Origin of the sequence: Anaeromyxobacter sp. SG17, assembly GCF_022690695.1 — a bacterium.
In the GTDB taxonomy this organism is placed as follows: Bacteria; Myxococcota; Myxococcia; order Myxococcales; family Anaeromyxobacteraceae; genus Anaeromyxobacter; species Anaeromyxobacter soli.
Window position 1 is genome coordinate 1 of the sequence record NZ_JALCYX010000040.1, and the last position, 22,094, is coordinate 22,094.

Here is a 22,094-nt window from a genome sequence, read left to right on the forward strand (position 1 = left end):
CACTGCCGGCAGTGCCGCATGACCCGGGCGTCCAGCTCGCAGGCCACCTGGACGCGCTCCAGCTCCTCGGCGGTCGGGCCGCGCTGACCGGTGCGACCGTAGTGCGTGCCGTGCTCGGGCTCCGAGATCAGCGGGACGAGGTTCACGAGGAACGCGCCGGCGCGGCGGACTGCCCGGGCGACGTCGGGGAGGTGCGCGTCGTTCACGCCCGGGATCACGACCGAGTTCACCTTCACGAGCACGCCGCGCGCGGCGAGCGCCGCGATCCCCTCGAGCTGCTGCGCGGACAGGAGCCGGGCGCCCTCGACGCCCCGGAGCTTGCGCCCGCCCTGCAGCACCCACGGGTAGATCCGCTCTCCGACGGCGGGGTCGATCATGTTCACCGTCACCGTCACGTGCCGCACCCCGGCCGCGGCGAGCCTCGCCGCGTGCTCGGGCAGGGCGAGGCCGTTCGTGGAGAGGCACAGGCGAAGATCCGGCGCCGCGCGCCGCACGCCCTCCAGCGTGGCGAAGGTGGCGTCCGGGTTCGCGAGCGCGTCCCCCGGCCCCGCGATCCCGACCACCGACAGCTCCGGGAGCTCCGCGGCGACCGCGAGCACCTTGCGCACGGCGTCCTCGGGGCGGAGCCGCTCCGACACCACCCCGGGCCGGCTCTCGTTCGAGCAGTCGTACTTCCGGTTGCAGTAGTGGCACTGCACGTTGCACGCGGGCGCCACCGCGACGTGCACGCGCGCGAAGTGGTGGTGCGCATCCTCGCTGTAGCAGGGGTGATCGGCGACGAGCGCGGCGACGTCGGCGGGGAGCGCCGGCGGGGCGTCGCCGCAGCCGCGGCCGAACGTGCAGTTCGCCGCGGGGGGCGCGGCGTCGGGACGGGCGAGGACGGGCAGGCGCATGGCGTCCTCACGCCGCCAGGGGCTCGAACGAGAACGCGCCCTTCTTGCAGGTCCGGCCGCAGGCCTCGCAGCCGATGCAGTCGTCCGCGTTCTCGACCGCGGCGAACATCTTCGCGGACTCCTCCTCGTCCACCTCCGCCGGCGCGAGCACGCCGTGCGCGCAGATCTTGATGCACCGGCCGCACCCGATGCAGAGCTCGGGATCGATGTTCCGCACGAACCGTGGGGTCCACTCCCGCTTCCCGCGCGTCAGCCCCGTGATGAACGCCATGACCGTCTCCTCTCCCGTGTGGTGCGCCCTTCACGGCGCCGTTCAGTCGTCCTTCGCCTCGTCCGCCGGCGTCTCCGCCGCGGCGCCCGCTCCCGCGGGCGCCATCGCCTTGCGGAGCCACGGCGGCGGCCGGCCGCGCAGGACCTCCTGCAGCCGCTCGACCACCTCCGCCACGGCCACCTCGCCGCTCGTCCTCATCGGGTGGATGCGGCGCGAGACGAGCTTCGCCGCGGCGGGTCCGCCGATCTGCGCGGTGTAGACGATGGCGCAGCCGGCGAGCGCGCTCGCCCGCGCGGCGATGCGGTCCTCCTCGTCGTCGGCGCTCGTGATCGCGCTGACGCGCTCGAGGAAGCGGGCCGCGCCGGGCCCGATCTCCCACACGTAGAAGTGGTCCGCCCGCCCGAAGTGCTCGTCGATCCGCTCGCCCGTGGTGCTCGTGAACGCGATCCGCATGGTGACCTCCGCCGTCAGCTGTGCGCGAGCCGCTGCGCCTCGGTCGCGCTCGCCTGGAACAGGTTCGCCACCTCGAACACGAGGTTCATCGTGCCGCGGTAGCCGGCCCAGACCTTCTGGTGCGCGCCGAGCCGGTCGAACACCGGCACGCCCGCGCGCAGGTGGGCCTTCACGCCGAGCTTCGCGACCGCCTGGCGCCCGTTGGAGCTCGCGACGACGAGGTCCGCCCCCCGGGCCGCGGTCTCCAGATCCTCGAGGTCGCCGACGGACACCGCCCGCGCGGGCAGCGCGTCGAGGCCACGGGTCCGCGTCGCGGCGAGCGCGGCGCCGATCTCGCACCCCATCCCGTGCAGGAAGCGGGTGAGGCCCTTCAGGTGATCGGCCTCGAGCGCGAGCGCCACGCGCTTCCCGCCGAACGCGTAGTGGCTGTCCACCATCGCGTCCATGAGGCGGCTCCGCGCCCGGCGGAGCGCGCCGGGGACGGGCCGACCCGAGATCGCCGCGAGCGTCGCGACGAGCCGGTCCACCTCCCCGAGGCCCGTCACCGAGGTGAAGCCGTGTGCCGGAATCCCGAACGCCTCCTCCAGGCGGAGCGCGGCCCGGGCGAGCGAGTCGCCGACGTAGATCGTGGCGACGCTCCGCCCCGCGGAGCGGATCGCGTCCACCCCCACGCCGCCCGTCGAGAGCGGCGAGACCTCGTCGTCGATGTGGCCGTCGAGGGCGTTCGCGATGTCCGGGACGGCGACGACCGAGAGTCCGAACGCCTCGATCATGCCCTTCAGCTCCTCGACGTCGGCGGGGGTGAGGTGGGCGCCCGGGAGCAGCGTCACCTGCCCCGGGATCGGCGTCCCTCCCTCCGCGAGCGTGGTGACGAGGGCCTCCACCGCCGCGGCGTACCCCTCCTGCAGCGAGCCGCAGTAGTCCGGCGTGGACGCCCAGACGATCGGCACGCCGGCGTGCTCCGGGCGCTCCCGGCGGAACTCGGCGATCGCGCTCCGCACGTCGTCGCCCATGGTCTCGGTGAGCCCCGAGGTCATGACCCCGACGACGCCCGGGTGGAACTTCTCGATGACGCGCGCGAGCCCGGCCTTCAGGTTTCTCCAGCCACCGAAGATGGCCGTGTCCTCGCTCATGGCCGTGGAGTTGAGGGCGATCGACTCCTTGAAGTGCCGCGAGAGCTGCAGCCGGATGAACGTCGAGCAGCCCTGCGCTCCGTGGAGGAGCCCGAGCATGCGATCCACGCCGAGGTACGCGAGCGTCGCGCCGAGCGCGGGCGAGTTCTTCTGCGGGTTCACCGTCGCAGCCTTGACCGGCACCGCGACGCGCGACGCGGAGAGGTCCTCGGCGGCGAGCGCCGCCGCGTGGCCCCGCGCCGCCGCGCGCTCGGCCTCGAGGGCGGCCTCCGGCAGCTCCCAGGGCGCCCGCGCGGAGAGCGCGGGCCAGATGGGGTTGTTCACGGTGAGATCGAGCTGGCGGGCGAAGGTGACCATCCCCTCGTAGCCCGCGTACGGGTGCGCGCGGCCGTGGTTGATGTCGAGGAACGGCGTCCGCGTCTTGAGCGCGAGGAACTTCGTCTTCCCGCCCGCCACGACGAGGTCGGGCAGCTTCTCGCGCATGATCCCGAGGAGCCCGGCGGTCGAGGTGTCCTCGATGATGCGGGCGTCGCGGTGCATGAGCGCCTTCATGCGGTGGAAGTCCTCGAGCGTGGAGTTCTGCGTCCCCGCCGCGAGGATCTCGACGCCCAGCTCGCGCAGGGCGTTCACCATCGACCAGGTCTTCACGCCCCCGGTGAAGAGCACCGCGCGCTTGCCCTCGAGCCGCGCCCGGTGCGGCGCGATGCGCGCGCGGCAGCGCGCCTCCTCCTCGGCCACGAGCGCCTCCACCGCGCCGGCCATCGCGCTCGCCCCGTCGCCGCGCCCGCGATCGAGCTCGCGCGCGATGTGACGCAGGGCGGTCGCGGTGTCGGTCATCCCGTAGAACGACTCCTCCAGGTACGGGATGCCCCAGCGCTTCTTCATCTTCCGCGCGAGGTTCGTGAGGCTCTTCGAGCAGATGATGACGTTCAGGCGGGCGCGGTGCGCGTGGCGCAGGTCGTCGAAGCGCGCGTCGCCCGAGATGCAGGACAGGATGCGGATCCCGAGCCGCTCGAAGAGGGGCAGCATCCCCCAGAGGTCGCCGGCGATGTTGTACTCGCCGATGAGGTTCACGTCGTACGGGGTCGTCGTCTCGGGCTCGGCCGTGCCGATCACGTGCTCGAGGAGGAGCTCGCCGGCGAGCCGGTTGCCGATGTTCTTGTCGCCGACGAACCCCGGGGTGTTCACCGGGATGACCGGGATCGGCACCTCCCCCGCGACCGACCTGCAGACGGCCTCCACGTCGTCGCCGGTCATCGCCGTGACGCAGGTGGCGTAGACGAAGATCGCCCGCGCCTCCGGGTAGCGCGACGCGAGGTCGACGATGGCGCGGCGGAGCTTCTTCTCCCCGCCGAAGACCACGTCGTTCTCGAGCATCTCCGTCGTGAAGCCGCGCCGGTAGAGCTGCGACCCGGAGGAGCGCGCGCCGCGGTTGTCCCAGGAGTTGCCGGCGCAGGCGATCGGCCCGTGCACGAGGTGGATGGCGTCCGTGACCGGCATGAGCACGACGCGCGCGCCGTCGAACGCGCAGCTCCGCTCGGTGCCCTCGCCGGGCTCGGACTTCTTGCAGAACCTCGGGGCGCCCTTCTCGCTCGTCTCGCAGTCGGGCGCGTCGTAGTAGTCGGGCCGCGGCATGGCCGCCTCGCTCGGGTTCGGGGTCGGGGGTCGAGCGCGGCCGCTACCGCATCATCTCGAAGAAGCGGTCCTCGCAGCCGTCGTCCTGGAGATCGATGAACTTGTTGCAGATCTCGGTGACCATGTTGACGACGCCCTGGTAGCCGACGAGCGGGTAGCGGTGCCTGTTGACGCGGTCGAAGATGGGGAAGCCGAAGCGGAAGAGCGGGATCTTCGCGTCGCGCGCGGCGAACTTGCCGTGCGTGTCGCCGATGAGCGCGTCCACCGGCTCCGTCACGAGCAGGGACCGCAGGTGCCACAGGTCCTTGTTCATGTAGACCTTCCCGTCCTTGCCGTAGGGCGAGGCGTCGAGCAGCGAGTGGAGCTCCTTCTCCAGCTTCTTCGAGCCCTTCGAGCAGAGGACGTGGACGGGCCTCGCGCCCATCTCGAGCAGGAAGGAGACGTAGCCGAGGAGGTAGTCGGAGTCGCCGTAGACGGCGAACCGCTTCCCGTGGACGTACTGGTGGGCGTCGGTCATCGCGTCCACCGCCCGGCCGCGCTCCGCCGCGAGCGCGTCCGGCACCGGCTTCTCGAACAGCTCCGAGAGCTTCAGGAGGAAGGCGTCCGTCTTGGCGATGCCCATCGGCATCGGCATGGAGACGTGCTTGCCGGAGTAGTTCTCCTTCACCCACCCGAAGGTCTTGGTGGTGGCGTAGGGCGCGACGGAGAGCGTCGCCTTGCCGTTGATGGAGTCGGCCGCCTCCTCGAGCGGGGTGCCGCCCGGATACAGGCGATAGGTGCCGTCGAGGGGGGAGTCGAACGTCTCGGAGATGTCGGCGAGGAAGGTGTACGGGATCCCGAAGGCCTCGAAGATCCGCTTGTACTCACGGTAATTGCCGGTGTTCGCGTCGAAGCCGGCGATGAAGTTGAGCTTGCCGGTGCAGCGCCCCTCCACCGCCCTCCCCTCGGTCAGGGTCTCGAGGATGGCGCCGAGCATGGCGTCGTAGCCGTGGACGTGGGAGCCGCTGAAGCTGGGGGTGTTGGCGTAGGGGGCCGGGAGGTCCTTCGGGAGGTGCCCCTTGGCCCTCGCGTTCTTCAGGAACGACGAGACGTCGTCGCCGATGATCTCCGGCATGCAGGAGGTGAAGATGGCGATCATCTTCGGCGCGTAGAGCGCGCAGGCGTTCTCCAGCCCCTCGTGCAGGTTGTTCTGCCCGCCGAACACCGCGCCGTCCTCGGTCATGGCGCTGCAGACCGCCGGCGCGGGCTCGCGGAAGTGGCGGTTCAGCGTCGAGCGGTAGTAGGACGCGCAGCCCTGCGAGCCGTGCACGAACGGCAGCGTCCCCTCGAAGCCGTGGGCGCACAGCTCTGCGCCGAGCGGCTGGCAGGCGTGGGCCGGGTTCACCACCAGCGCCTGGCGCGCGAAGTTCTTCTCCCGGTACTCCGGCGTGTCGATCCAGGCGCGGACCCGCTCCTCGTCCTCGCGCGTGATCTCGCAGACGGGTTTGACGGTCAGTCCAAGGTTGTTCGCCATGTGTCGGTTCCTTCGGGCAAGCGGGTGGCGTTCCGTCCGGCGGGACGGCGGATCGAGGTCTCGAGAGGTGGCGGGGGCCGTGGCCCCCTCCGGCTAGAACGGCGACTTCACGAAGCCCCAGGTCGGGCTGTTGATCGCCATGTCGATGTCGCGCGCGAAGATCGGGAAGCCCTTGTACCCGTGGTACGGGCCGGAGTAGTCCCAGCTGTGCATCTGCCGGAAGGGCAGCCCCATCTTCTGGAACAGGTACTTCTCCTTGATGCCGGAGGCGACGAGGTCCGGCTTCAGGTCGTGGACGAACCGCTCGAGCTCGTACTCGGAGGCGTCGTCGTAGATGACGGTCGCGTCGGGCATCTCGGGGGCCGTCCGGTCGTAGTCGTCCGCGTGGGCGAACTCGTAGCCGGAGCCGACGACGACCATGCCGAGGTCCTCGTAGGCGCTGACGGTGTGGCGCGGGCGCAGGCCGCCGACGTACAGCATGACCTTCTTGCCCTCGAGGCGGGGCCGGACCTCCTCGATCACCTTCTGCATCATGGGATCGTACCTGGCGATGACCTTCTCCACGTTCGCCTTGATCCGGTCGTCGAACCGCTCGGCGAGCTTGCGCAGGCTCTCCTTGATCTTCGTCGGCCCGAAGAAGTTCAGCTCGATCCACGGCACGCCGTACTTCTCCTCCATGACCTTGCACATGTAGTTCATGGAGCGGTAGCAGTGGATGACGTTGAGCTTCACCTTGTGCGTCGCCGCGATGTGCTCCATCTGGCCGTCGCCGGTCCAGACGGCCTTCACGTTGAAGCCGCACTCCTCCAGGAGCGGCTTCGTCGACCACGCGTCGCCCCCGATGTTGTACTCGCCGATGAGGGCGATGTCGTACGGCGTCTCCGGCTCGGAGAACTCGCGCGTCTCGATGATGTAGTCGCGGATCGTGTCGTTGGAGATGTGGTGCCCGAGCGACTGCGAGACGCCGCGGAAACCCTCGCAGTTGCAGGGGATGACCGGGAGGTCGAGCTCCTTCGACATCTGCTTGGCGACGGCGTTGATGTCGTCGCCGATGAGGCCGACCGGGCACTCCGACAGCACGGAGATGCCCTTGGCGAGCGGGAAGAGCTCCTTCGCCTCCCGCAGGAGGACGGCGAGCTTCTTGTCCCCGCCGTAGACGATGTCCTTCTCCTGGAAGTCGGAGGTGAACTGCATCGCGAAGTTGGAGACGCCGTTCACGCCGCTCATGAGGTTGCGGCGCGTGCCCCACGAGTACCAGCCGCAGCCGACCGGCCCGTGGGAGACGTGGACCATGTCGCGGATCGGGCCCCACACGACGCCCTTGGCGCCGGCGTAGGCGCAGCCGCGGGCGCTCATGACGCCGGGGACCGTCTTCCGGTTCGACTTCACGCAGGCGCTGCCCGACGCCTGGTCGTTCGGGGCGAGGTGCGGCGCGCGCTTCTTCTTGCCCTTCTCCGGATACGCCTCGAGCGTCCGGTCGATCATCGCCTGGGTCGACTCCTTCGTGATGCCGTCGACCGATTTCACCGAATTGGACATCGTCGTTCTCCTCGCCCGTGCCCTGCGCTACGCGCCCGCTGCCTCGGCGACGCCGACCTGGGACTCGTCCTCGTCCGCGATGATGCCGTACTGCATGAGCAACTCCTCGAGCTCCTCCATCTGCAGCGGCCTCGGCACGACGAGCTTCCGGTTCTCGGAGATCTTCCGCGCCAGCTCGCGGTACTCGCTCGCCTGCTTGTGCTCCGGCGAGTACTCGATGACCGTCATGCGCCGCAGCTCGGCGCGCTGGACCTGGTTGTCGCGCGGGACGAAGTGGATCATCTGCGTCCCGAGCTTCGCCGCGAGCGCCTCGATCAGGTCCGCCTCGCGGTCGGTGTTGCGCGAGTTGCAGATGAGGCCGCCGAGCCGGACCTTGCCCGACGAGGCGTACTTCAGGATGCCGCGCGCGATGTTGTTGGCCGCGTACATGGCCATCATCTCGCCGGACACCACGATGTAGATCTCCTCGGCCTTGTTCTCGCGGATCGGCATGGCGAACCCGCCGCACACGACGTCGCCGAGCACGTCGTAGAAGACGAAGTCGAGGTCGGGGGTGTACGCCCCGTTCTCCTCGAGGAAGTTGATGGCCGTGATGACGCCGCGGCCCGCGCAGCCCACCCCCGGCTCCGGGCCGCCGGACTCGACGCACTTCACGTCGCCGTACCCGACCTTCAGCACGTCGGAGACCTCGAGGTCCTCGACGGTGCCGCGCTCGCGCACGAGGTCCATCACCGTCGTCTGCGCCTTCGAGTGCAGCATGAGGCGCGTCGAGTCGGCCTTGGGATCGCAGCCGACGATCATCACCTTCTTGCCGAGCGAGGCGAGCCCCGCGACCAAGTTCTGCGTCGTCGTGGACTTGCCGATGCCGCCCTTCCCGTAGATCGCGATCTGCCTCATGTCGTCTCGTTCTCCTCGCGGGGACCGTCCCGCGCCGTGTTCGCGAGGAGAGAGAGCAAGGGCCGTACCGCCGCCCCGCGCGCGAATCCTGCGCGCCCGGGAGGCGATCCGCCCCCCGCGCGCGCAAGGCTCTCGCGCCGCGCGGCGCCGAGGCCTCCGCGCGTGTTCGACATCGGACGCTGCTCGCTGGGTGAAACCCGACATCACGTGCGGAACCCGACAGCGGGTCTTATGACCGGGGGCTGCGCCAAGGCTACGCCCCCGCCCCGCCGAGCAGAGCTCGTCGGGGCCCCACCCCGGCGCGCCGGGTCCCGTGCGCCGCCGCGGGCGGCTTCGCCGCCATCGCGGTGGCGCCCCGGCGGACTCGCTTCGCTCGTCGACTCGATTTCCGGAACATGATGCGCCGTTCAGGCTCAGCGGCCGCCGCGCCGCAGGCACACGAGGCGCGTCGCCCGCCAGCCCGTCCGCGCGTAGAAGGCGAGGGCCGGGTCGTTCTCCCGATCCGCGAGGAGCTGCAGGCGCGACGCGCCGCGCGCGGCGGCCCAGCCCTCGATCGCCTCGAGCAGCCGGCGCCCCACGCCGCGTCCGCGCTCCGCCGCCTCGACCACCAGGTCCTCGACGAGCGCCGCCGGCCCGCCCTCCGCGGTGGAGACGACGAGCTGGGCGGTGACCATCCCGACGACCTCGCCCCCGCGCTCGGCGACGAGCACCGCGCGCCGCTCCGGCTCGCCCAGCATGAGCGCGAGCCCGCGCCGCTGCCGCTCCGGGTCGGGGCGGAAGTCCGCCTCGATGGAGAACAGGATCCCGAGGAGCCGCGCGAGCGGCTCCGTGTCCGCGGGGGTGGCCCCCCGGATCCCGACGTCGTCGTCCACGTTCACCTCCGCGCGGCGCGCGGGCCGTTCAGAACCGCTCGACGGCGATCCCGTACTTGCGGACGCGCCAGTCGAGCTGGCGGACCGTCATCCCGAGCAGGCGCGCCGCCTTCGCCTTCACGAACCCGGCGCGCTCGAGCGCGAGCCGCACCTCGCGCTCCTCGCCGGCCGGGACGGCTCCTTCCGCCGCCGCCGCGGGCGGCGCGTCCAGGCCCGCCGCCCTCGCCCTCGCGTCGCGGACGCACGCGCACGCGTCCCCCGGCGCCTCGCGCGCCGGCTCGAGCCCGAGGTGGGCGGCCCGCAGCACCGCCGCCTCGGTCGAGACGATCGCCGCCTCGAGCACGTTCCGGAGCTGCCGGACGTTGCCCGGCCAGTCGTGCGCGAGGAGCGCCTCGAGCGCGTCCCCGCCGAGCCGCACCTCGCGCCCGTTCTCCTCCGACAGCTCGCGGACGAGGTGCTCCGCGAGGGCCGGGAGGTCCTCGCGCCGCTCGCGCAGCGGGGGGAGCAGCACGGTCACGACGGAGAGGCGATGGAAGAGGTCGAGCCGGAACTCGCCTTCCTTCACGGCGGCGTCGAGATCGCGGTTCGTCGCGGCGACGATGCGGACGTCGACGGTCACCGGGCGCCTCCCCCCCACGCGCTCGAACTGGCGCTCCTGGATGGCGCGGAGGAGCTTGGCCTGCGCGGAGAGGGACAGCTCGCCGACCTCGTCGAGGAACAGCGTCCCGCCGTCGGCGAGCTCAAAGCGGCCCTTCGTGCCGGCGGCGGCCCCGGTGAACGCGCCCTTCTCGTGCCCGAAGAGCTCGCTCTCGAGGAGCGCCTCCGGGAGCGCCGCGCAGTTGAGCGCCACGAAGGGCCGCCCGGTGCGCGGGCTCGCCTCGTGGAGCGCCCGCGCGACGAGCTCCTTCCCGGTGCCGCTCTCGCCGCGCACGAGCACGGTCGCCCGGCTGCGGGCGACCCGCTCGACGCGCTCGAGCACCTCGCGCATCCGGCGCCCCACCCCCACCATGCCCGGGAGCCGCGCCTCGGGCGCGCCGGCCTCCTCCTCCAGCACCGCCCGGCGGCGCGGGTTCTCGAGCTCCTGCAGCCGGACGCGCGCGCCGATCATGCCCGCGAGGATCTCGAGGAAGCGGAGGTCGCGCTCGAAGGAGATGGGGCCCGCGCTGTGGCGCCGGTCGACGGTGAGCACGCCCAGCGTGGTCCGGCCGTGGCGGACGGGGACGCCGAGGAACGCCCGCGGCTCCTCCCTGAGATCGCGCCAGGTCCCGGTCCGGTTGAGGAACAGCGGCTCGTCCCCCACGTCGGGCACGGCGATGGGCATGCCGGTCGCGAAGATCCGCCCGATGATCCCCTCCCCCGGCCGCAGGCGCCCGAGGATCCGCTCGCGGTCGCGCATCTCCGGCGCCGCCTCGATGAACACCTCCCCCGTCACGGGGTCGAAGAGCGAGAGGGTCCCGTTCTCCATCCCGAGCTCGAGCTGCAGCACCGCCAGCGTCGCGTCCAGGGCCTCGCGGAGATCCGTCGCGAGCCAGAGGACGCGCGCGGCGTCGTGCAGGGCCTGGACCTCGCGCGCCTCGCGGCCGTGCATGCCCTCCCCCATCGCAAGCGCGGTGCCAGCGTCTCGAGCGGGCGAGGGGGAGGCGCCGGTTCTTGCAGGACGCCGTGAACACGGCCGGATCCCGCGGGCTCCCGGCGCGACCGACCATGACGATCTCGCTCAACCGCTGCAACCTGCCTCCCTGGGTGATCGCGAGCTGCCAGTTCAACGAGCACCCCGTGCCTCTGGAGATCCAGGGCGTGCGGTCCTCGAACGCCTTCCTCTTCCGCGCGCTCGACGCGCTCGACGACCCGGTCGCGCGGGCGCTCATGTTCGACGACTGGCTCTCGGTGCGCTTCCAGCTCCATCACTGGGCCGAGCAGGCGACCGCCTCGGCGCGGCGGAGCCTCAAGAACTCCTACCTGCGCTTCCTGCGCGGCTGGGGCGTCGACGCGTCGAGCGTCGAGGGCGCGGTGCTGAAGGGCTGGGTCGAGAGCCGCATGGGCCTCCCGCCCTGCTTCCACCGCGCGCCGATCCGCGCCGTCGACGGGCCCGAGTACGCGCGCTACGCGCAGGACCGCACGCGCGGCAGCGCCTGCACGAGCGCGATCCTCGACCAGCTCGACCTCGTCTACACCTTCACGCAGTACGAGCTCGCGCGGCGTCGCCCGGGCGCGCGCTGGGTGACGCTCTGGCGCGGGGTGAACGATCCCGGCGACCACGAGATCGTCTCGCAGGTGGGCCGGCACGAGTGGATCGTACGGCTCAACAACCTCTGCTCGTTCACCGACGATCGCGAGCGCGCGTGGGAGTTCGGCTCGACCGTGTGGGAGGTGCGGGTCGCGCTCCCCCGCGTCTTCCTCGCGCCGGACGTCTTTCCCCGCGCCATCCTGCGAGGCGAGCGCGAGTGGCTCGCCGTCGGCGGCGAGGCGCGGGTCCGGCGCGTGCTCTTCTGAAGCCGACTCAAACCCGCGGTGGCGCCCCGCGACCGACGGGTGACAGCTCCACGAGGCGCGTCGAGAGCCGCCCGAGCTCCTCCACGAGCCCGGGGTCGAGCCGCCTGAGCCAGCGCCGCGGGATGGCGTCGGGGCCGTGGTACGCGCCGGCGATGGCACCGGCGATCGCCGCGGTCGTGTCGGCGTCGCCGCCCTGGTTCACGACCGCGATCAGGCACTCCTCGAACGATCGTGTCGCGAAGAAGAAGTGGAGCACGGTCTGGAGCGTGTCGACGACGTAGCCGGTGGCGAGGCCCGGGTACGGCGCGAAGCGGAAGCGCGGCTCGGCGGTGACGAGCGCGGCCGCGGCGGCGCCCAGGCGGCGCAGCGACAGCCCCAGGCAGCCGAGCTGGACGAGCTCGCCCACGAGCAGGCACGCCGCGTCGGAGAGCGGGTGGTGGTGCGTGAGGTGGCCCTGCTCGAGCGCGACGCGGCGGAGCATCGCGGGATCGCCGAGCGAGAGGAGCGCGACGGGCGGCATCCGCACCGCCGCCCCGTTGCCCGCGTCGCCGTCGTGCGGCGGTCCCTCGAGCGTGCCGTCGAGCATGTAGCGGCGGAGGCCGCGCCGGCAGGTCGAGCCGACGTCCACCGGTCCGGCCCGGAGCCAGCCGGCGAGCGCGTCCGCGGCGCCGCGGAGGGACCAGCTTCCCGCGGCGTCGATCGCGCGGGCGAGGCAGAGCGACATCTCCGTGTCGTCCGTGACGGTCCCCGGCCTCAGGTGAAGCCAGCCGCCGCCGGTGATCTCCCGATGCACGCCGAGCGAGGCGCGGATCTCGCTCGCCGTCATGAACTCGACGGTCGCGCCGAGCGCGTCGCCGACCGCCGCGCCCAGGAACGCCGCCCGGGCGCGGTCGCGCACGTCGGGGAGATGCAGGGAGAGCGGTGGCACGAGCGCCAGCCCTGCGAGAAGCGTACCCCGGTCGCCGCGGTGCCGCTCCTCCCGCGCCGACGAGCTGGAGGAGCTCGTCGAGCGGGACGACCAGGGCGCGACCACGGCACCGGTGGTGAAGTCGTCCCCGAGCCGCGAAGCGAAGCCGGGTCGCCTCGCCCGTCGCGTCGAGCTCTGGGTGTGGCCAGCGAGCGAGAGACCCCCCGGCCGCTGTGGCCAGGGTGCGGGCCATGGGCGACCTATCTGGGGGGGTCACGCCCTGGCGACCGGGATCTAGCTTCGGAGGTCTGCGGCCGAACAGGCGGCCGCGCCAGGTGACACCATGCCCGTCGGGATCGCGCTCCTCACCCTCTGCGCCGCTTTCGTGATGACGCTCGCCCTCGCGTCGCGCCGACGCCGCCGGACGCGGGCGCTCCCGGGTGGGCTCGACCTGGCCTCCACGGCCGACCTCCTCCCGGCCGGCCTGAAGCACCTCGGCGCACGGCTCAACGAGCCGCTCTCCCTCGGGCTCCGCATCCCCGCGCCCCATGCGGGGACCGCGCAGAAGCGGCTCGGCCAGCTCATCGGGCTCCGCTGACCCGAGGCGCCGCGCTCACCGCGCCACGATCCGCGCCACCACGTCCTTCTCGGGCGGGCAGGTCCCGCGGCCGTCGCAGTTGCTCGTCGTGACCCACACCGCGCCGTCCGGCCCCTGCTGAACGTCGCGGACGCGGCCGAGCCCCTCGGGCGGCTCGCCCTGCAGGTAGACCTCGTGCGCCTGCACGCGTCCGTCCTCGCGGAGCACGATCCGGTGCAGGTGGCGCGCGCCGAGGATCCCGACGAGGAAGCTCCCCTTCCACGCCGGGACCGCCTCACCGCGGTAGACGCTCCCCCCGCCCGGCGGCGCCGCGCGGCTCCAGACGATGGCCGGTGTGGTGACGCCCTCCCCCGTGTCGCAGGAGTACACGTCCGGCCAGCCGAGGTTCGCGCCGGCGCGCGCGACGTCCACCTCGTCGTGCCCGCTCCGGCCGGTGTCGCCGCTCGGGCCGTGATCGCCGACGACGAGCGTCCGCGCGTCGAGGAAGTCGAACGCCTGCGTGTTGCGGATCCCGAGGAGGAAGACCGGGCTGCCGGGGAACGGGTTCCCGTCCGCGGGCGCCCCCTCCGTCGTGACGCGCAGGAGCTTTCCGCCCAGTGAGCCGCGGTCCTGCGCGCGCGCCGGCTCGCGCGCGTCGCCGGTGCCGACGTAGAGCTGGCCGTCGGGACCGAAGCGGAGGCGCCCCCCGTCGTGCACCACGGCCGCCGGGATGCCGTCGAGGATCACGCGCTCGACGCGCGCCGAGCGCCGATCCTCGGCGAGCAGCCAGCGGGTGACGCGGTTCACCCTGCGGCCGTCCTCGTCCGCCGTGTGGTACGTGTAGAAGCGGCGGTTCTCCGCGAAGCCGGGGTCGGCGGCGATGCCGAGCAGCCCGCCCTCGCCCTCCGCCACCACCGGCACGGTCGCGACCGGCTCCGCCTCGAGCGCGCCGCCGCGCAGGAGCCGGATGCGCCCGGGCCGCTCGGTGACGAGCGCGTCGCCTCCGGGGAGGAACGCGATCGCCCAGGGCACCTCGAGGCCCGTCGCGACCCGCTCGACCCGGATCGGCACGGTGCCCGCGGGACCCCAGCCGTCCTCCACGAGCGTGCAGCCCGGCGCTGCTGCCCCGTCGCCGCTCGCGGCCGAGCCGCCGCAGCGCGCGGCGGCGAGGAGGCAGGCGGCGGCGAGCGCACCGGGGCGGCGCATCCTGCGGTTCTGCCGGCGCCCCGCCACCCGCGCCGCTCCCGTTCGCGGGGCGAGCCCGGCCGCGCGAGTCGGTCGCCCGGCCGCACGGCCGATCGCGCCCCCCCCGCAGCGGGGGCGCGTTCCCGGAGCCCGCGCGGCGCGGCGCGCCTCGCGCCAGCTCCGGACGAGGACGGCGGCGAACGCGGCGTCCTCGACGAGGTAGCGGCGCCACAGCCGGCGCGGCTCGCGCAGGAGCCGGTGGAGCCACTCGAGGCCGGCGCGCGACATCCAGGGCGGCGCGCGCGGCACGGTCCCCGCGACGAACGCCAGGCTCGCGCCGACGCCGAGCACGACCGCCGGGCGGAGCAGGTCGAGGTGGCGGTGGATCCAGAGCTCCTGCTTCGGCGCCCCGAACGCGGCGAGGACGAGGTCCGCGCGCGCGGCGCGCACCCGCTCGGCGGCGGCGCGGCCCGCCTCCTCCCCCGCGGGTGAGGGATCGAGGGTGGGCGCGTCGACGCCGGCGATCGTCACCCCGGGATCGCGCGCGAGCACCTCCGCCGCGCGGGCCGCGTCTCCGGGCGCCCCACCGACGAGGTAGAGCCGCCAGCCGCGGCGCGCCGCCCGCCCGGCGAGGGGAACGACGAGATCGGCGCCGGCGACGCGTTCGGGGAGCGGCGTGCCGAGGAGCCGCGAGGCCCACACGAGCGGCATGCCGTCGGCGACCGCCAGGTCCGCCGCGGCGTAGGCGGCGCGCAGCCGCGGATCTCGCTCCGCCTTCACGACGTGGTCGACGTTGGGCGTGAACACCGCGCCGCCCCGTCCAGAGAGGACCAGCGCCTCGATGGCGTCGAGCGCCCCCTCGCGGTCCAGCACGTCGATCTCGAGGGAGCCGATGCGGACGCGGCGAGGTGCGGCCGGGGCGCGGGCGTTCGTCACGCGCCTCTTTTCCCGCGGGCCCGCCCCGCGCGTCCACTTTTCCGGAGGGGGCCGGCGGCGGTCTCCCCCTCAGGCCCCGAGCTCGTAGAGCGACACGCCGAGCCGCTCGTAGCCGCGCTCGCGGGCCAGCACGTCGAGGTGCAGCGTGGGCCAGTCCGCGAGGACGAGGTCGAGGTCGCGCGTACCGGTGTACGTCTTCACGTAGCCCTTGCACTGCTCGCACACGTCGAGCCGGAGGCCCGGCTCCTGATCGATCTCGAGGACGCCGAGCCGGTGGGCGTCGTCGTTCCCGCAGAAGGGGCAGGCGACGCGCTTGAACGCCCAGCGCGTCCGGCAGGCGCCGCAGGCGAGCCTCCGGCCGCGGCCCTCGGCGACCGTCACGAGCGCGCCCATCGTCGGAGCCGAGCCGCAGGTGGGGCAGTCTCCGCGGCCCCAGCGCTCCTCGTCGCGCCAGCGGTCGAACTCGGCGACGACCGGCGCGAGCACGTGCTGGAGCGCGGTCCAGCCCAGGTAACGGACGAGGCCTCCGCCCTCCGTCTCGCCCTTCTCCGGCGCGCCGCACACGAGCCACGCGATCGCCGCCTCGGACGCGCGCGGATCCTGTCGGAGCTCCTCGTCGAGCGCCCGCGCCCCCTCGGCGATGGACGGGGGCAGGTCGGCCGCCGCGACGCGCGCCACGATGGTCCGGAGCGCGGCGCCGCCCTCGGGCGCGACGTCGAGCTGGGCGCGCGCGCTGCGCAGGAGCGGCACGCCCGCGGCCAGATCCGCGACGTAGGCGTCCCACGCCGGGCGGCGCGTCAGCGGCGCGGCCCCCGCGGCGGCGCCCTCGACGAGCGCCTGGAAGGCCGCGACGCCCTCGAGGTAGGGGTGGCTCTCGATCCACTTCTTCGTCGCTGCGTCGTTCGTCATCGTCCGGTGATCCTAGCAAGTGAAGAGGCCCCCGGCCGCGAGCGACCGGGGGCCTTCGGAACGGAGCCGCGCGAGCGGCCCTGCTACGCGGCGGCGTCCGCCCCGCGATCCGCCTCGGCGGCCGCAGGGCCCTCCTGCTTCGGCAGGACCGGCATGTGCCGGGTCGCGAGGCCGAAGAGGAAGATCGTCGCGGCGACGAGGCCGATGGAGATGCCCCACTCGACGACGCTCGGGAAGTAGCCCTGTGGCGCGATCTGCGGCGCGGCGCCCTTCAGGTCCATCGCGAACACCACCACGTTCATGCGGTTGAACACGACGCCGAGGGTGGCGAGGAGCGAGCCGAGGAACAGCGTCCTCGGGTTCGCGCGCAGCCTCGCCGAGCCGAGGACGGCGAGCGGGAGGAGGCCACCCACGAGCAGCTCCGCGGCGAGCAGCCCCGCCTTGGGGCCGGTGAGCGCCGTCGCGAGCTCGCCGCGGAACGCGAGATCCCCGACGCGGAACGCGAGGTAGGTCGCGAGCGCGAAGAACGCGATCTTGCCGAGCGACGCGAGCTGGTCCATGCGGAGCGCGCGCTTGAAGCCCTTCGCGATCCACATCTCCACGAGCACCATGAGCGCCACGCCGGCCGCGACCGCCGAGAGGAAGAAGTAGACCGGCATCACCGGCGACCACCAGCCCCTGGCGAGCTTGTCGGGCATGAGGAGGAACAGCGACCCGAGCGAGCTCTGGTGCATCGTGGAGAACGTCACCGCCGCGATGGCGAGCATGATCGGCTCGGCCTTCTTGCCCGGCTGGGCGCGGAACGCCCAGGCCATGAAGCCGAAGGTCGCCGCGGCGAGGCCCGTGTACACGAGGTTGCGGGACATGAGGTACACGAACGCCGAGATGGCGAAGACCACGTAGGCGGGCGACCAGCGCTTCCAGGTCTCCATCGCCCCCGCGAGGCCCCACCGCTCGAACGGCACCGGCAGGAACTCCGCGAGGAGGACCGTCACGTAGAGGCCGACGCACCAGGAGACCTCGAACATCGCCGAGTGCTCGGGGGCGTTCAGCGCGAGCTGCCAGAAGTGCCACGGCAGGCCGAGGTCGGCGAGCAGCGTCACCGTGACGAACGAGTAGCTGAGGAGCCCCATGAGCACGGCCGAGCGCCCGATGGAGTAGAGGTCCTTCCGCTGGAACACGTAGATGAGGCCCGCCGTCGCGAAGGCGCCGGCCGCGACCGCGATCCAGACGAGGTCGAAGACGATCCAGAGCCCCCACGCCCAGGTGTCGGAGAGGTTCGTCGCGCCGCCGAGGCCCAGCGCGAACCGGGCCACGAACGAGCCGCCGCCGAAGGCCATGAGCGCCGCGAGGAGGATGTTCGCGGGCGTCCAGAGCTTGGACTTCACGGGCGCGAACTCGACGTGGGCTTCGTGCGCGTCCGGCTTCGCGGCGTGCGCCGCCTTGAGCTGCCTCGGCTCCATCCTGGCGACCTCCTCGCGCCGCTTGTGCAGCGCGTAGGCCCCGCCGAGCGCGGCGCCCACGCCGATGACGGCGGGCGGCACCGCGCCGAGCGCGACCGCGCTCCGCCGCGGGAGGGGCTCGGTCCCGACCTGCGGGAACCCGAGCGTCGAGAACGGCACGGAGGCGAGGTACAGCATGTTCGTGCCGCCGGCCTCCTTCTCTCCGTAGACGTGGTCGACGTACTTCCCCGGGCTCGCCGCCATCCGCTCGCGGGCCTCGCGGAGGAGCTCCTCGCGGTCCCCGAACTTCAGCGCCCCCGCCGGGCACTGCTTCACGCAGGCCGGCAGCGCGATCGCCGCGGCGAACCGCTGGTGATCCTCGCCGGTGAGCGCCTCGCCGTTGCGCAGCGCGGGCGCGGGCTCCTGCGCCCGGCCGTGGCACATGTCGCACTTGTGGATCTTCGGCGCGAGCGAGTCCCACTCCGCCATGGGCACGCTCCACGGGCAGGCCCACATGCAGTAGCGGCAGCCGATGCACTTCGACTCGTCGTAGACGACCGGCCCTTCCTTGGTCTTGTGGATGGCGGTCACCGGGCAGGCCGACGCGCAGGCCGGCTCGTCACAGTGCATGCACTGCCGCTTCGCGAAGACGTACTGCAGCCCGCCCGGCGCGCTCGGCGCGTCGACCTCGTGCGGCGTGACGACGGTCAGGGTCTTCGCGGAGAGCGTGAGCGGGTTCTGCAGGCCGACGGAGGGGTTGAGCTGCGTGCGCTCCGCCGGCATGTCGTTCCACTGCTTGCAGGTGACCTGGCACGAGCGGCACCCGATGCACTTCGTCGTATCGATCAACGTGGCGTTGCTCATGGTCTTGTCCTTTCGGCGCGTCGCAGCCGGCTACCGCTGCGCCACCGCCTCCTCCACGGGCACCACGTTGACGAGGCAGGCCTTCGTCTCCTGCGTGCCTGCGCCCGGATCGACGGCGTCGATGGTCAGCACGTTCGTCGACGGGCCGGTCGAGAGCCCCTTGAACCCCCAGTTGTAGGGCATCCACACCACCGGCACGTCCTGGCCGGCGATCTTCATGACCTGCATCCGCTTCGTGACGACGGCCTTCACGACCATCTCACCGCGCGCCGACGAGACCCGCACCTTGTCGCCGCCCTTCACGCGCAGCTTCTCGGCGAGCTGGGTCGGCAGCTCGACGACGCACTCCGGCTGCAGCTCGTTGAGCCACGGCACGTTGCGGGTCGTGGACCCGGCGCACCAGTGCTCCGCGATGGACGACGTCATGAGGACGTACGGGAAGTCCTTCGCCGTGCCGACGGGCTGCTTGCCCGGGACGCGCGGGTACTTCACGCACGGATTGTACTGGGCCTTCGGGTGCAGCACGTTCGCGACCGGGCTCTCGATGGGCTCGTAGAACTCGGGGAACGGGCCGTCCTTCGGCGTGTACGAGCCGTCGCGCGGCAGCCCCTTCTCCTTCGCGTCGGGGTCCTTGTAGACCGCCGCCATGAGCCGGCCGATGCCCTCGCCGTTCATGCGGAACGCGCGCTGGCCCTCCGGCGTCTCCGGGCCCTTCGTGGCGTCCGGCACGTCCGGCGTGTCCACGCCCTTCCACTTCTTCTCGGTCGCGTCCCACCAGACGAGCGGAGTCGTGCCGGGCCAGGGCTTGCCGTCCGCGTCGCAGGAGGCGCGGTTGTAGAGGATCTTCATGTTGCCCGGCCACGTCCACGCGAAGCCCGGGAACATGCCGAGCCCCGAGGGATCGGTCTTCGCGTCGCGGCGCTTCGAGAGGTTCTTCCCGCCGCCGAAGACGCCCGCGTAGATCCAGGCGCCCGAGGAGGTCGAGCCGTCCGCCTGGAGCTGCCCGATGCCGCCCACGAAGGCGCCCGGCTTCAGCACCTTGCCGTCGGGGAGCGTGACCTCCGAGAGGACGCGGCCGCTGATCTCCTGGAGCACCGCCTCCGCCGTGTGCTCGGCGGGGTAGTTCCAGACGGCCTTCGCGAGCGGCTCGTCCTTCGGATCCGTCGAGCCCGCGTACAGGTCCCGGACCTTCCGGAAGACCGTGTCGATGATCTCGAGGTCGGCCTTCGCCTTGCCGGGCGGCTTCACCGCCGCGTAGCGCCACTGCACGAGGCGGCCGGAGCCGCTGATCGTGCCCTCCTTCTCCATGAAGTAGGCGGCGGGGAGGAGCAGCACCTCGGTCTTGATCGCCTTCGGGTCGGCGCCCGGCCGCTGCCAGAAGCTCGCCGTCTCCGTGTCCCAGAGCTCCTGCACCACGAGCATGTCGAGCTTCGACAGCGCCTCGTGCACGTAGTTCAGGTTCGGGTTCGTGACCATCGGGTTCTGGCCCACGGCCCACAGGAGCTTCAGCTTCCCGGCGTAGGCGTCGTCGATCATCCCGAAGACGGTGTAGTCCTTCGCGCCGTTCTTCTTCGGGAGCCACCTCCAGCCGAAGTCGTTCTCGGCGGTGGCGTTCTCGCCGAACCACGCCTTGAGGCCGTTGACGGTGAACTTCCGGCGGAAGGTGCCGTTGTCCTTCGTCCACGCCTCGAGCGTCGGGTGGTTGTGGTTCGGCGCGTTGATGTAGCCGAACATGTAGCCGTTCAGGACGGACATGTCGCAGGCGCCCTGGACGTTCGGCTCGCCGCGCAGCGCGTTCACGCCGCCGCCGGCCTTGCCGATGTTGCCGAGGAGCAGCTGCAGGATGCCGTAGCAGCGGATGTTCTGGATGCCCACCGTGTGCTGCGTCATCCCGAGCGCGTACAGGATCGTGCCGGGGCGGTTGTTCGCGAACGTCTCGGCGATGAGCTTCACCTGCTCCGCCGGCACGCCGGAGATCTCCTCGGCCACCTCGGGCGTGTACCGCGCGAAGTGCGCCTTCAGCTTCGAGAAGACGCAGCGCGGGTCGTCGAGGCTCGCCGCCTTCTTCGGCTTCTGCGTCGCCGCGTCGAGGTCGTACGCCCACGAGGCCGTGTCGTACTTGTGCTTGTCCTCGTGGTAGCCGGTGAAGACGCCGTCCTCGAGGGCGAACTCGTCCTTCGCGAGCAGGAGCGCGTTCGTGTGCAGCTTCACGTACTCCGCGTCGTACAGCCCCTGCTGGAGGACGTGGTTGATGACCGCCCCGAGGAACGCGATGTCAGCGCCCGGGCGGATGCGCGCGTAGATGTCCGCGATCGACGAGGTGCGGTTGAACCGCGGGTCGACGTGGATGATCTTCGCGCCCTTCTCCTGCGCCTTCCGGATCCACTTCATCGACATCACGTGGTTCTCGGCGGCGTTGCTGCCCTCGATGAGGAACACCTTGGCGTTCTGCAGATCCGCCCAGTGGTTCGTCATCGCGCCACGGCCGAACGTGGCCCCCAGACTGGGGACCGTGGGGCTGTGTCAAAGTCGGGCCTGGTGCTCGACGAAGTTCGTCCCGAAGAGCCTCCCCATCTTGTTCCAGAGGTAGCACTCCTCGTTCGTGTTCTGCGCGCCGCCGAGGAAGCCGATCGCGTCGGTGCGGTTGACCGGGTACTCGACGTCGCCGTCCCGCTCGGTGGCGATCCAGGTCGAGTCGCGGACGTCCTTCACCTTGCGCGCGAGCTTCTCGAGCGCCTCCTCCCAGGAGAGCTCCTGCCAGCGATCAGAGCCCGGCGCCCGGTACAGCGGCGTCTTCACGCGCCGGTCGGACTCGTGGGTCGCCTGCATCGCGGCGCCCTTCGAGCAGAGCGCGCCCTGGTTGATGACGTGGTCCGGGTCTCCCTCGAGGTTGACGAGCTTGCCGTCCACCACGTTGCAGACCATCCCGCAGCCGCAGGAGCAGAAGTTACAGGCGGTGGTGAACTGCTTCGCGCCCGTGAGCTTCAGGTGCCCCGTCGCCGCCTGGACCTTCGACGCGCTGAACCCGAGCTCGGCCAGCGCGAGGCCGGCGCCGCCGCCAGCCGTCAACTTCAGCCAGTTTCTTCTGCTGATGCTCATCGCTTCCCTTTCCGGTGACTGCTGCCGACTGCTGCTGGAGTGCGAAGCCTTCGCGACGACCGCCGCATGTACCTGACTGCTCAGGTCTTTTTTGGCCTTCGTGCGTCGGGACGCCCCAGAGCAAGACACCTGCCAGCGGGCGGAGGCGAAACGGTTGCGCCGCCGCGTTCCGGAGAACCGGCGCGCGACGGAGTTTGCGGGGCCGGCGGCCGCCTCAGGCGGCCGGACCGTCACAGGTGTCACGGGTGCGCGTGTGACATGTCACGCGGACGGTGCGTGACATCGTCACCGAGGCGCGGGACCTAGACGGCGGCTCACGATTTGGGCGAGCGACGCGAGCCCGCCGGGGCGACGCCGCGGAAGCGGCGAAGCCGCGCGCGGCGGCGCCCGGGACCCGGCGAGCAGGGGTGGGGCCCCGACGAGCTTCGCTCGGCGGGGCGGGGGCGCAGCCCCCGTTAGAACGTCGGTTTGCGCGG

General features: G+C 72.3%; 16 protein-coding genes. 2 read left to right on the forward strand and 14 right to left on the reverse strand.

Features of this window, described 5'->3' with window-relative positions:
- The 9 genes from nifB to MNY60_RS14880 form a co-directional block, all read right to left on the reverse strand.
- Positions 1-893, reverse strand: an 893-nt coding sequence (gene nifB / locus MNY60_RS14840; protein WP_242360949.1) for a nitrogenase cofactor biosynthesis protein NifB, incomplete at its 3' end; no start/stop codon positions are given.
- Positions 894-900: 7 nt separating this feature from the next.
- Positions 901-1,164 carry a ferredoxin III, nif-specific gene (gene fdxB, locus MNY60_RS14845; protein ID WP_242355439.1) on the reverse strand — a complete coding sequence of 88 codons (264 nt, stop codon included), beginning with the start codon at positions 1,162-1,164 and terminating at the stop codon, positions 901-903.
- A gap of 42 nt (positions 1,165-1,206) precedes the next feature.
- Positions 1,207-1,617: a nitrogen fixation protein NifX gene (nifX, locus tag MNY60_RS14850; RefSeq protein ID WP_242341249.1), complete on the reverse strand. Its 411-nt coding sequence runs from the start codon at positions 1,615-1,617 to the stop codon at positions 1,207-1,209.
- A 14-nt stretch (positions 1,618-1,631) separates the two neighbouring features.
- A complete protein-coding gene (locus MNY60_RS14855) occupies positions 1,632-4,385 on the reverse strand; it encodes a bifunctional nitrogenase iron-molybdenum cofactor biosynthesis protein NifEN (RefSeq protein WP_242360951.1) in 2,754 nt (917 codons plus the stop codon).
- A gap of 43 nt (positions 4,386-4,428) precedes the next feature.
- A complete protein-coding gene (nifK, locus tag MNY60_RS14860) occupies positions 4,429-5,898 on the reverse strand; it encodes a nitrogenase molybdenum-iron protein subunit beta (RefSeq protein ID WP_242355443.1) in 1,470 nt (489 codons plus the stop codon).
- Between the two features lie 93 nt (positions 5,899-5,991).
- Positions 5,992-7,437 (reverse strand): nitrogenase molybdenum-iron protein alpha chain, encoded by a 1,446-nt coding sequence (gene nifD, locus MNY60_RS14865; protein ID WP_242355445.1) that lies wholly within the window; start codon positions 7,435-7,437, stop codon positions 5,992-5,994.
- Between the two features lie 27 nt (positions 7,438-7,464).
- Complete coding sequence (gene nifH / locus MNY60_RS14870) at positions 7,465-8,334, reverse strand: nitrogenase iron protein (protein ID WP_242341245.1); 870 nt, start codon at positions 8,332-8,334, stop codon at positions 7,465-7,467.
- 413 nt (positions 8,335-8,747) lie between these two features.
- Entirely contained in the window at positions 8,748-9,206 is a 459-nt protein-coding gene (locus tag MNY60_RS14875; RefSeq protein ID WP_242355448.1) for a GNAT family N-acetyltransferase, read from the reverse strand.
- Positions 9,207-9,234: 28 nt separating this feature from the next.
- Positions 9,235-10,794, reverse strand: coding sequence for a sigma 54-interacting transcriptional regulator (locus MNY60_RS14880; RefSeq protein ID WP_242355449.1), 1,560 nt, complete (start codon positions 10,792-10,794; stop codon positions 9,235-9,237).
- 116 nt (positions 10,795-10,910) lie between these two features.
- Between MNY60_RS14880 and MNY60_RS14885 the strand changes: the two genes are divergently transcribed.
- Positions 10,911-11,699, forward strand: coding sequence for an NAD(+)--dinitrogen-reductase ADP-D-ribosyltransferase (locus tag MNY60_RS14885; RefSeq protein WP_242339319.1), 789 nt, complete (start codon positions 10,911-10,913; stop codon positions 11,697-11,699).
- 7 nt (positions 11,700-11,706) lie between these two features.
- Here the strand turns inward: MNY60_RS14885 and draG are convergent, their stop codons facing one another.
- Positions 11,707-12,627, reverse strand: coding sequence for an ADP-ribosyl-[dinitrogen reductase] hydrolase (draG, locus tag MNY60_RS14890; RefSeq protein WP_242339321.1), 921 nt, complete (start codon positions 12,625-12,627; stop codon positions 11,707-11,709).
- 322 nt (positions 12,628-12,949) lie between these two features.
- Here draG and MNY60_RS14895 point away from each other — a divergent pair, with 322 nt between their 5' ends.
- Positions 12,950-13,204 carry a hypothetical protein gene (locus tag MNY60_RS14895; protein ID WP_242339323.1) on the forward strand — a complete coding sequence of 85 codons (255 nt, stop codon included), beginning with the start codon at positions 12,950-12,952 and terminating at the stop codon, positions 13,202-13,204.
- A gap of 15 nt (positions 13,205-13,219) precedes the next feature.
- Here MNY60_RS14895 and MNY60_RS14900 read toward each other — a convergent pair whose 3' ends face one another.
- From MNY60_RS14900 to fdnG, 4 genes are all read right to left on the reverse strand, one after another.
- The gene (locus tag MNY60_RS14900) at positions 13,220-15,304 is read right to left on the reverse strand and encodes a WecB/TagA/CpsF family glycosyltransferase (protein WP_242360954.1); all 2,085 of its coding nucleotides are present in this window, start codon (positions 15,302-15,304) and stop codon (positions 13,220-13,222) included.
- 69 nt (positions 15,305-15,373) lie between these two features.
- On the reverse strand, positions 15,374-16,213 hold the full coding sequence (locus MNY60_RS14905) for a formate dehydrogenase accessory protein FdhE (protein WP_242339329.1): 840 nt from the start codon (positions 16,211-16,213) through the stop codon (positions 15,374-15,376).
- Between the two features lie 83 nt (positions 16,214-16,296).
- Positions 16,297-18,519 (reverse strand): 4Fe-4S dicluster domain-containing protein, encoded by a 2,223-nt coding sequence (locus tag MNY60_RS14910; RefSeq protein ID WP_242339330.1) that lies wholly within the window; start codon positions 18,517-18,519, stop codon positions 16,297-16,299.
- Positions 18,520-18,549: 30 nt separating this feature from the next.
- A complete protein-coding gene (gene fdnG, locus MNY60_RS14915) occupies positions 18,550-21,618 on the reverse strand; it encodes a formate dehydrogenase-N subunit alpha (RefSeq protein WP_277957025.1) in 3,069 nt (1,022 codons plus the stop codon).
- Positions 21,619-22,094: the final 476 nt, after the last annotated feature.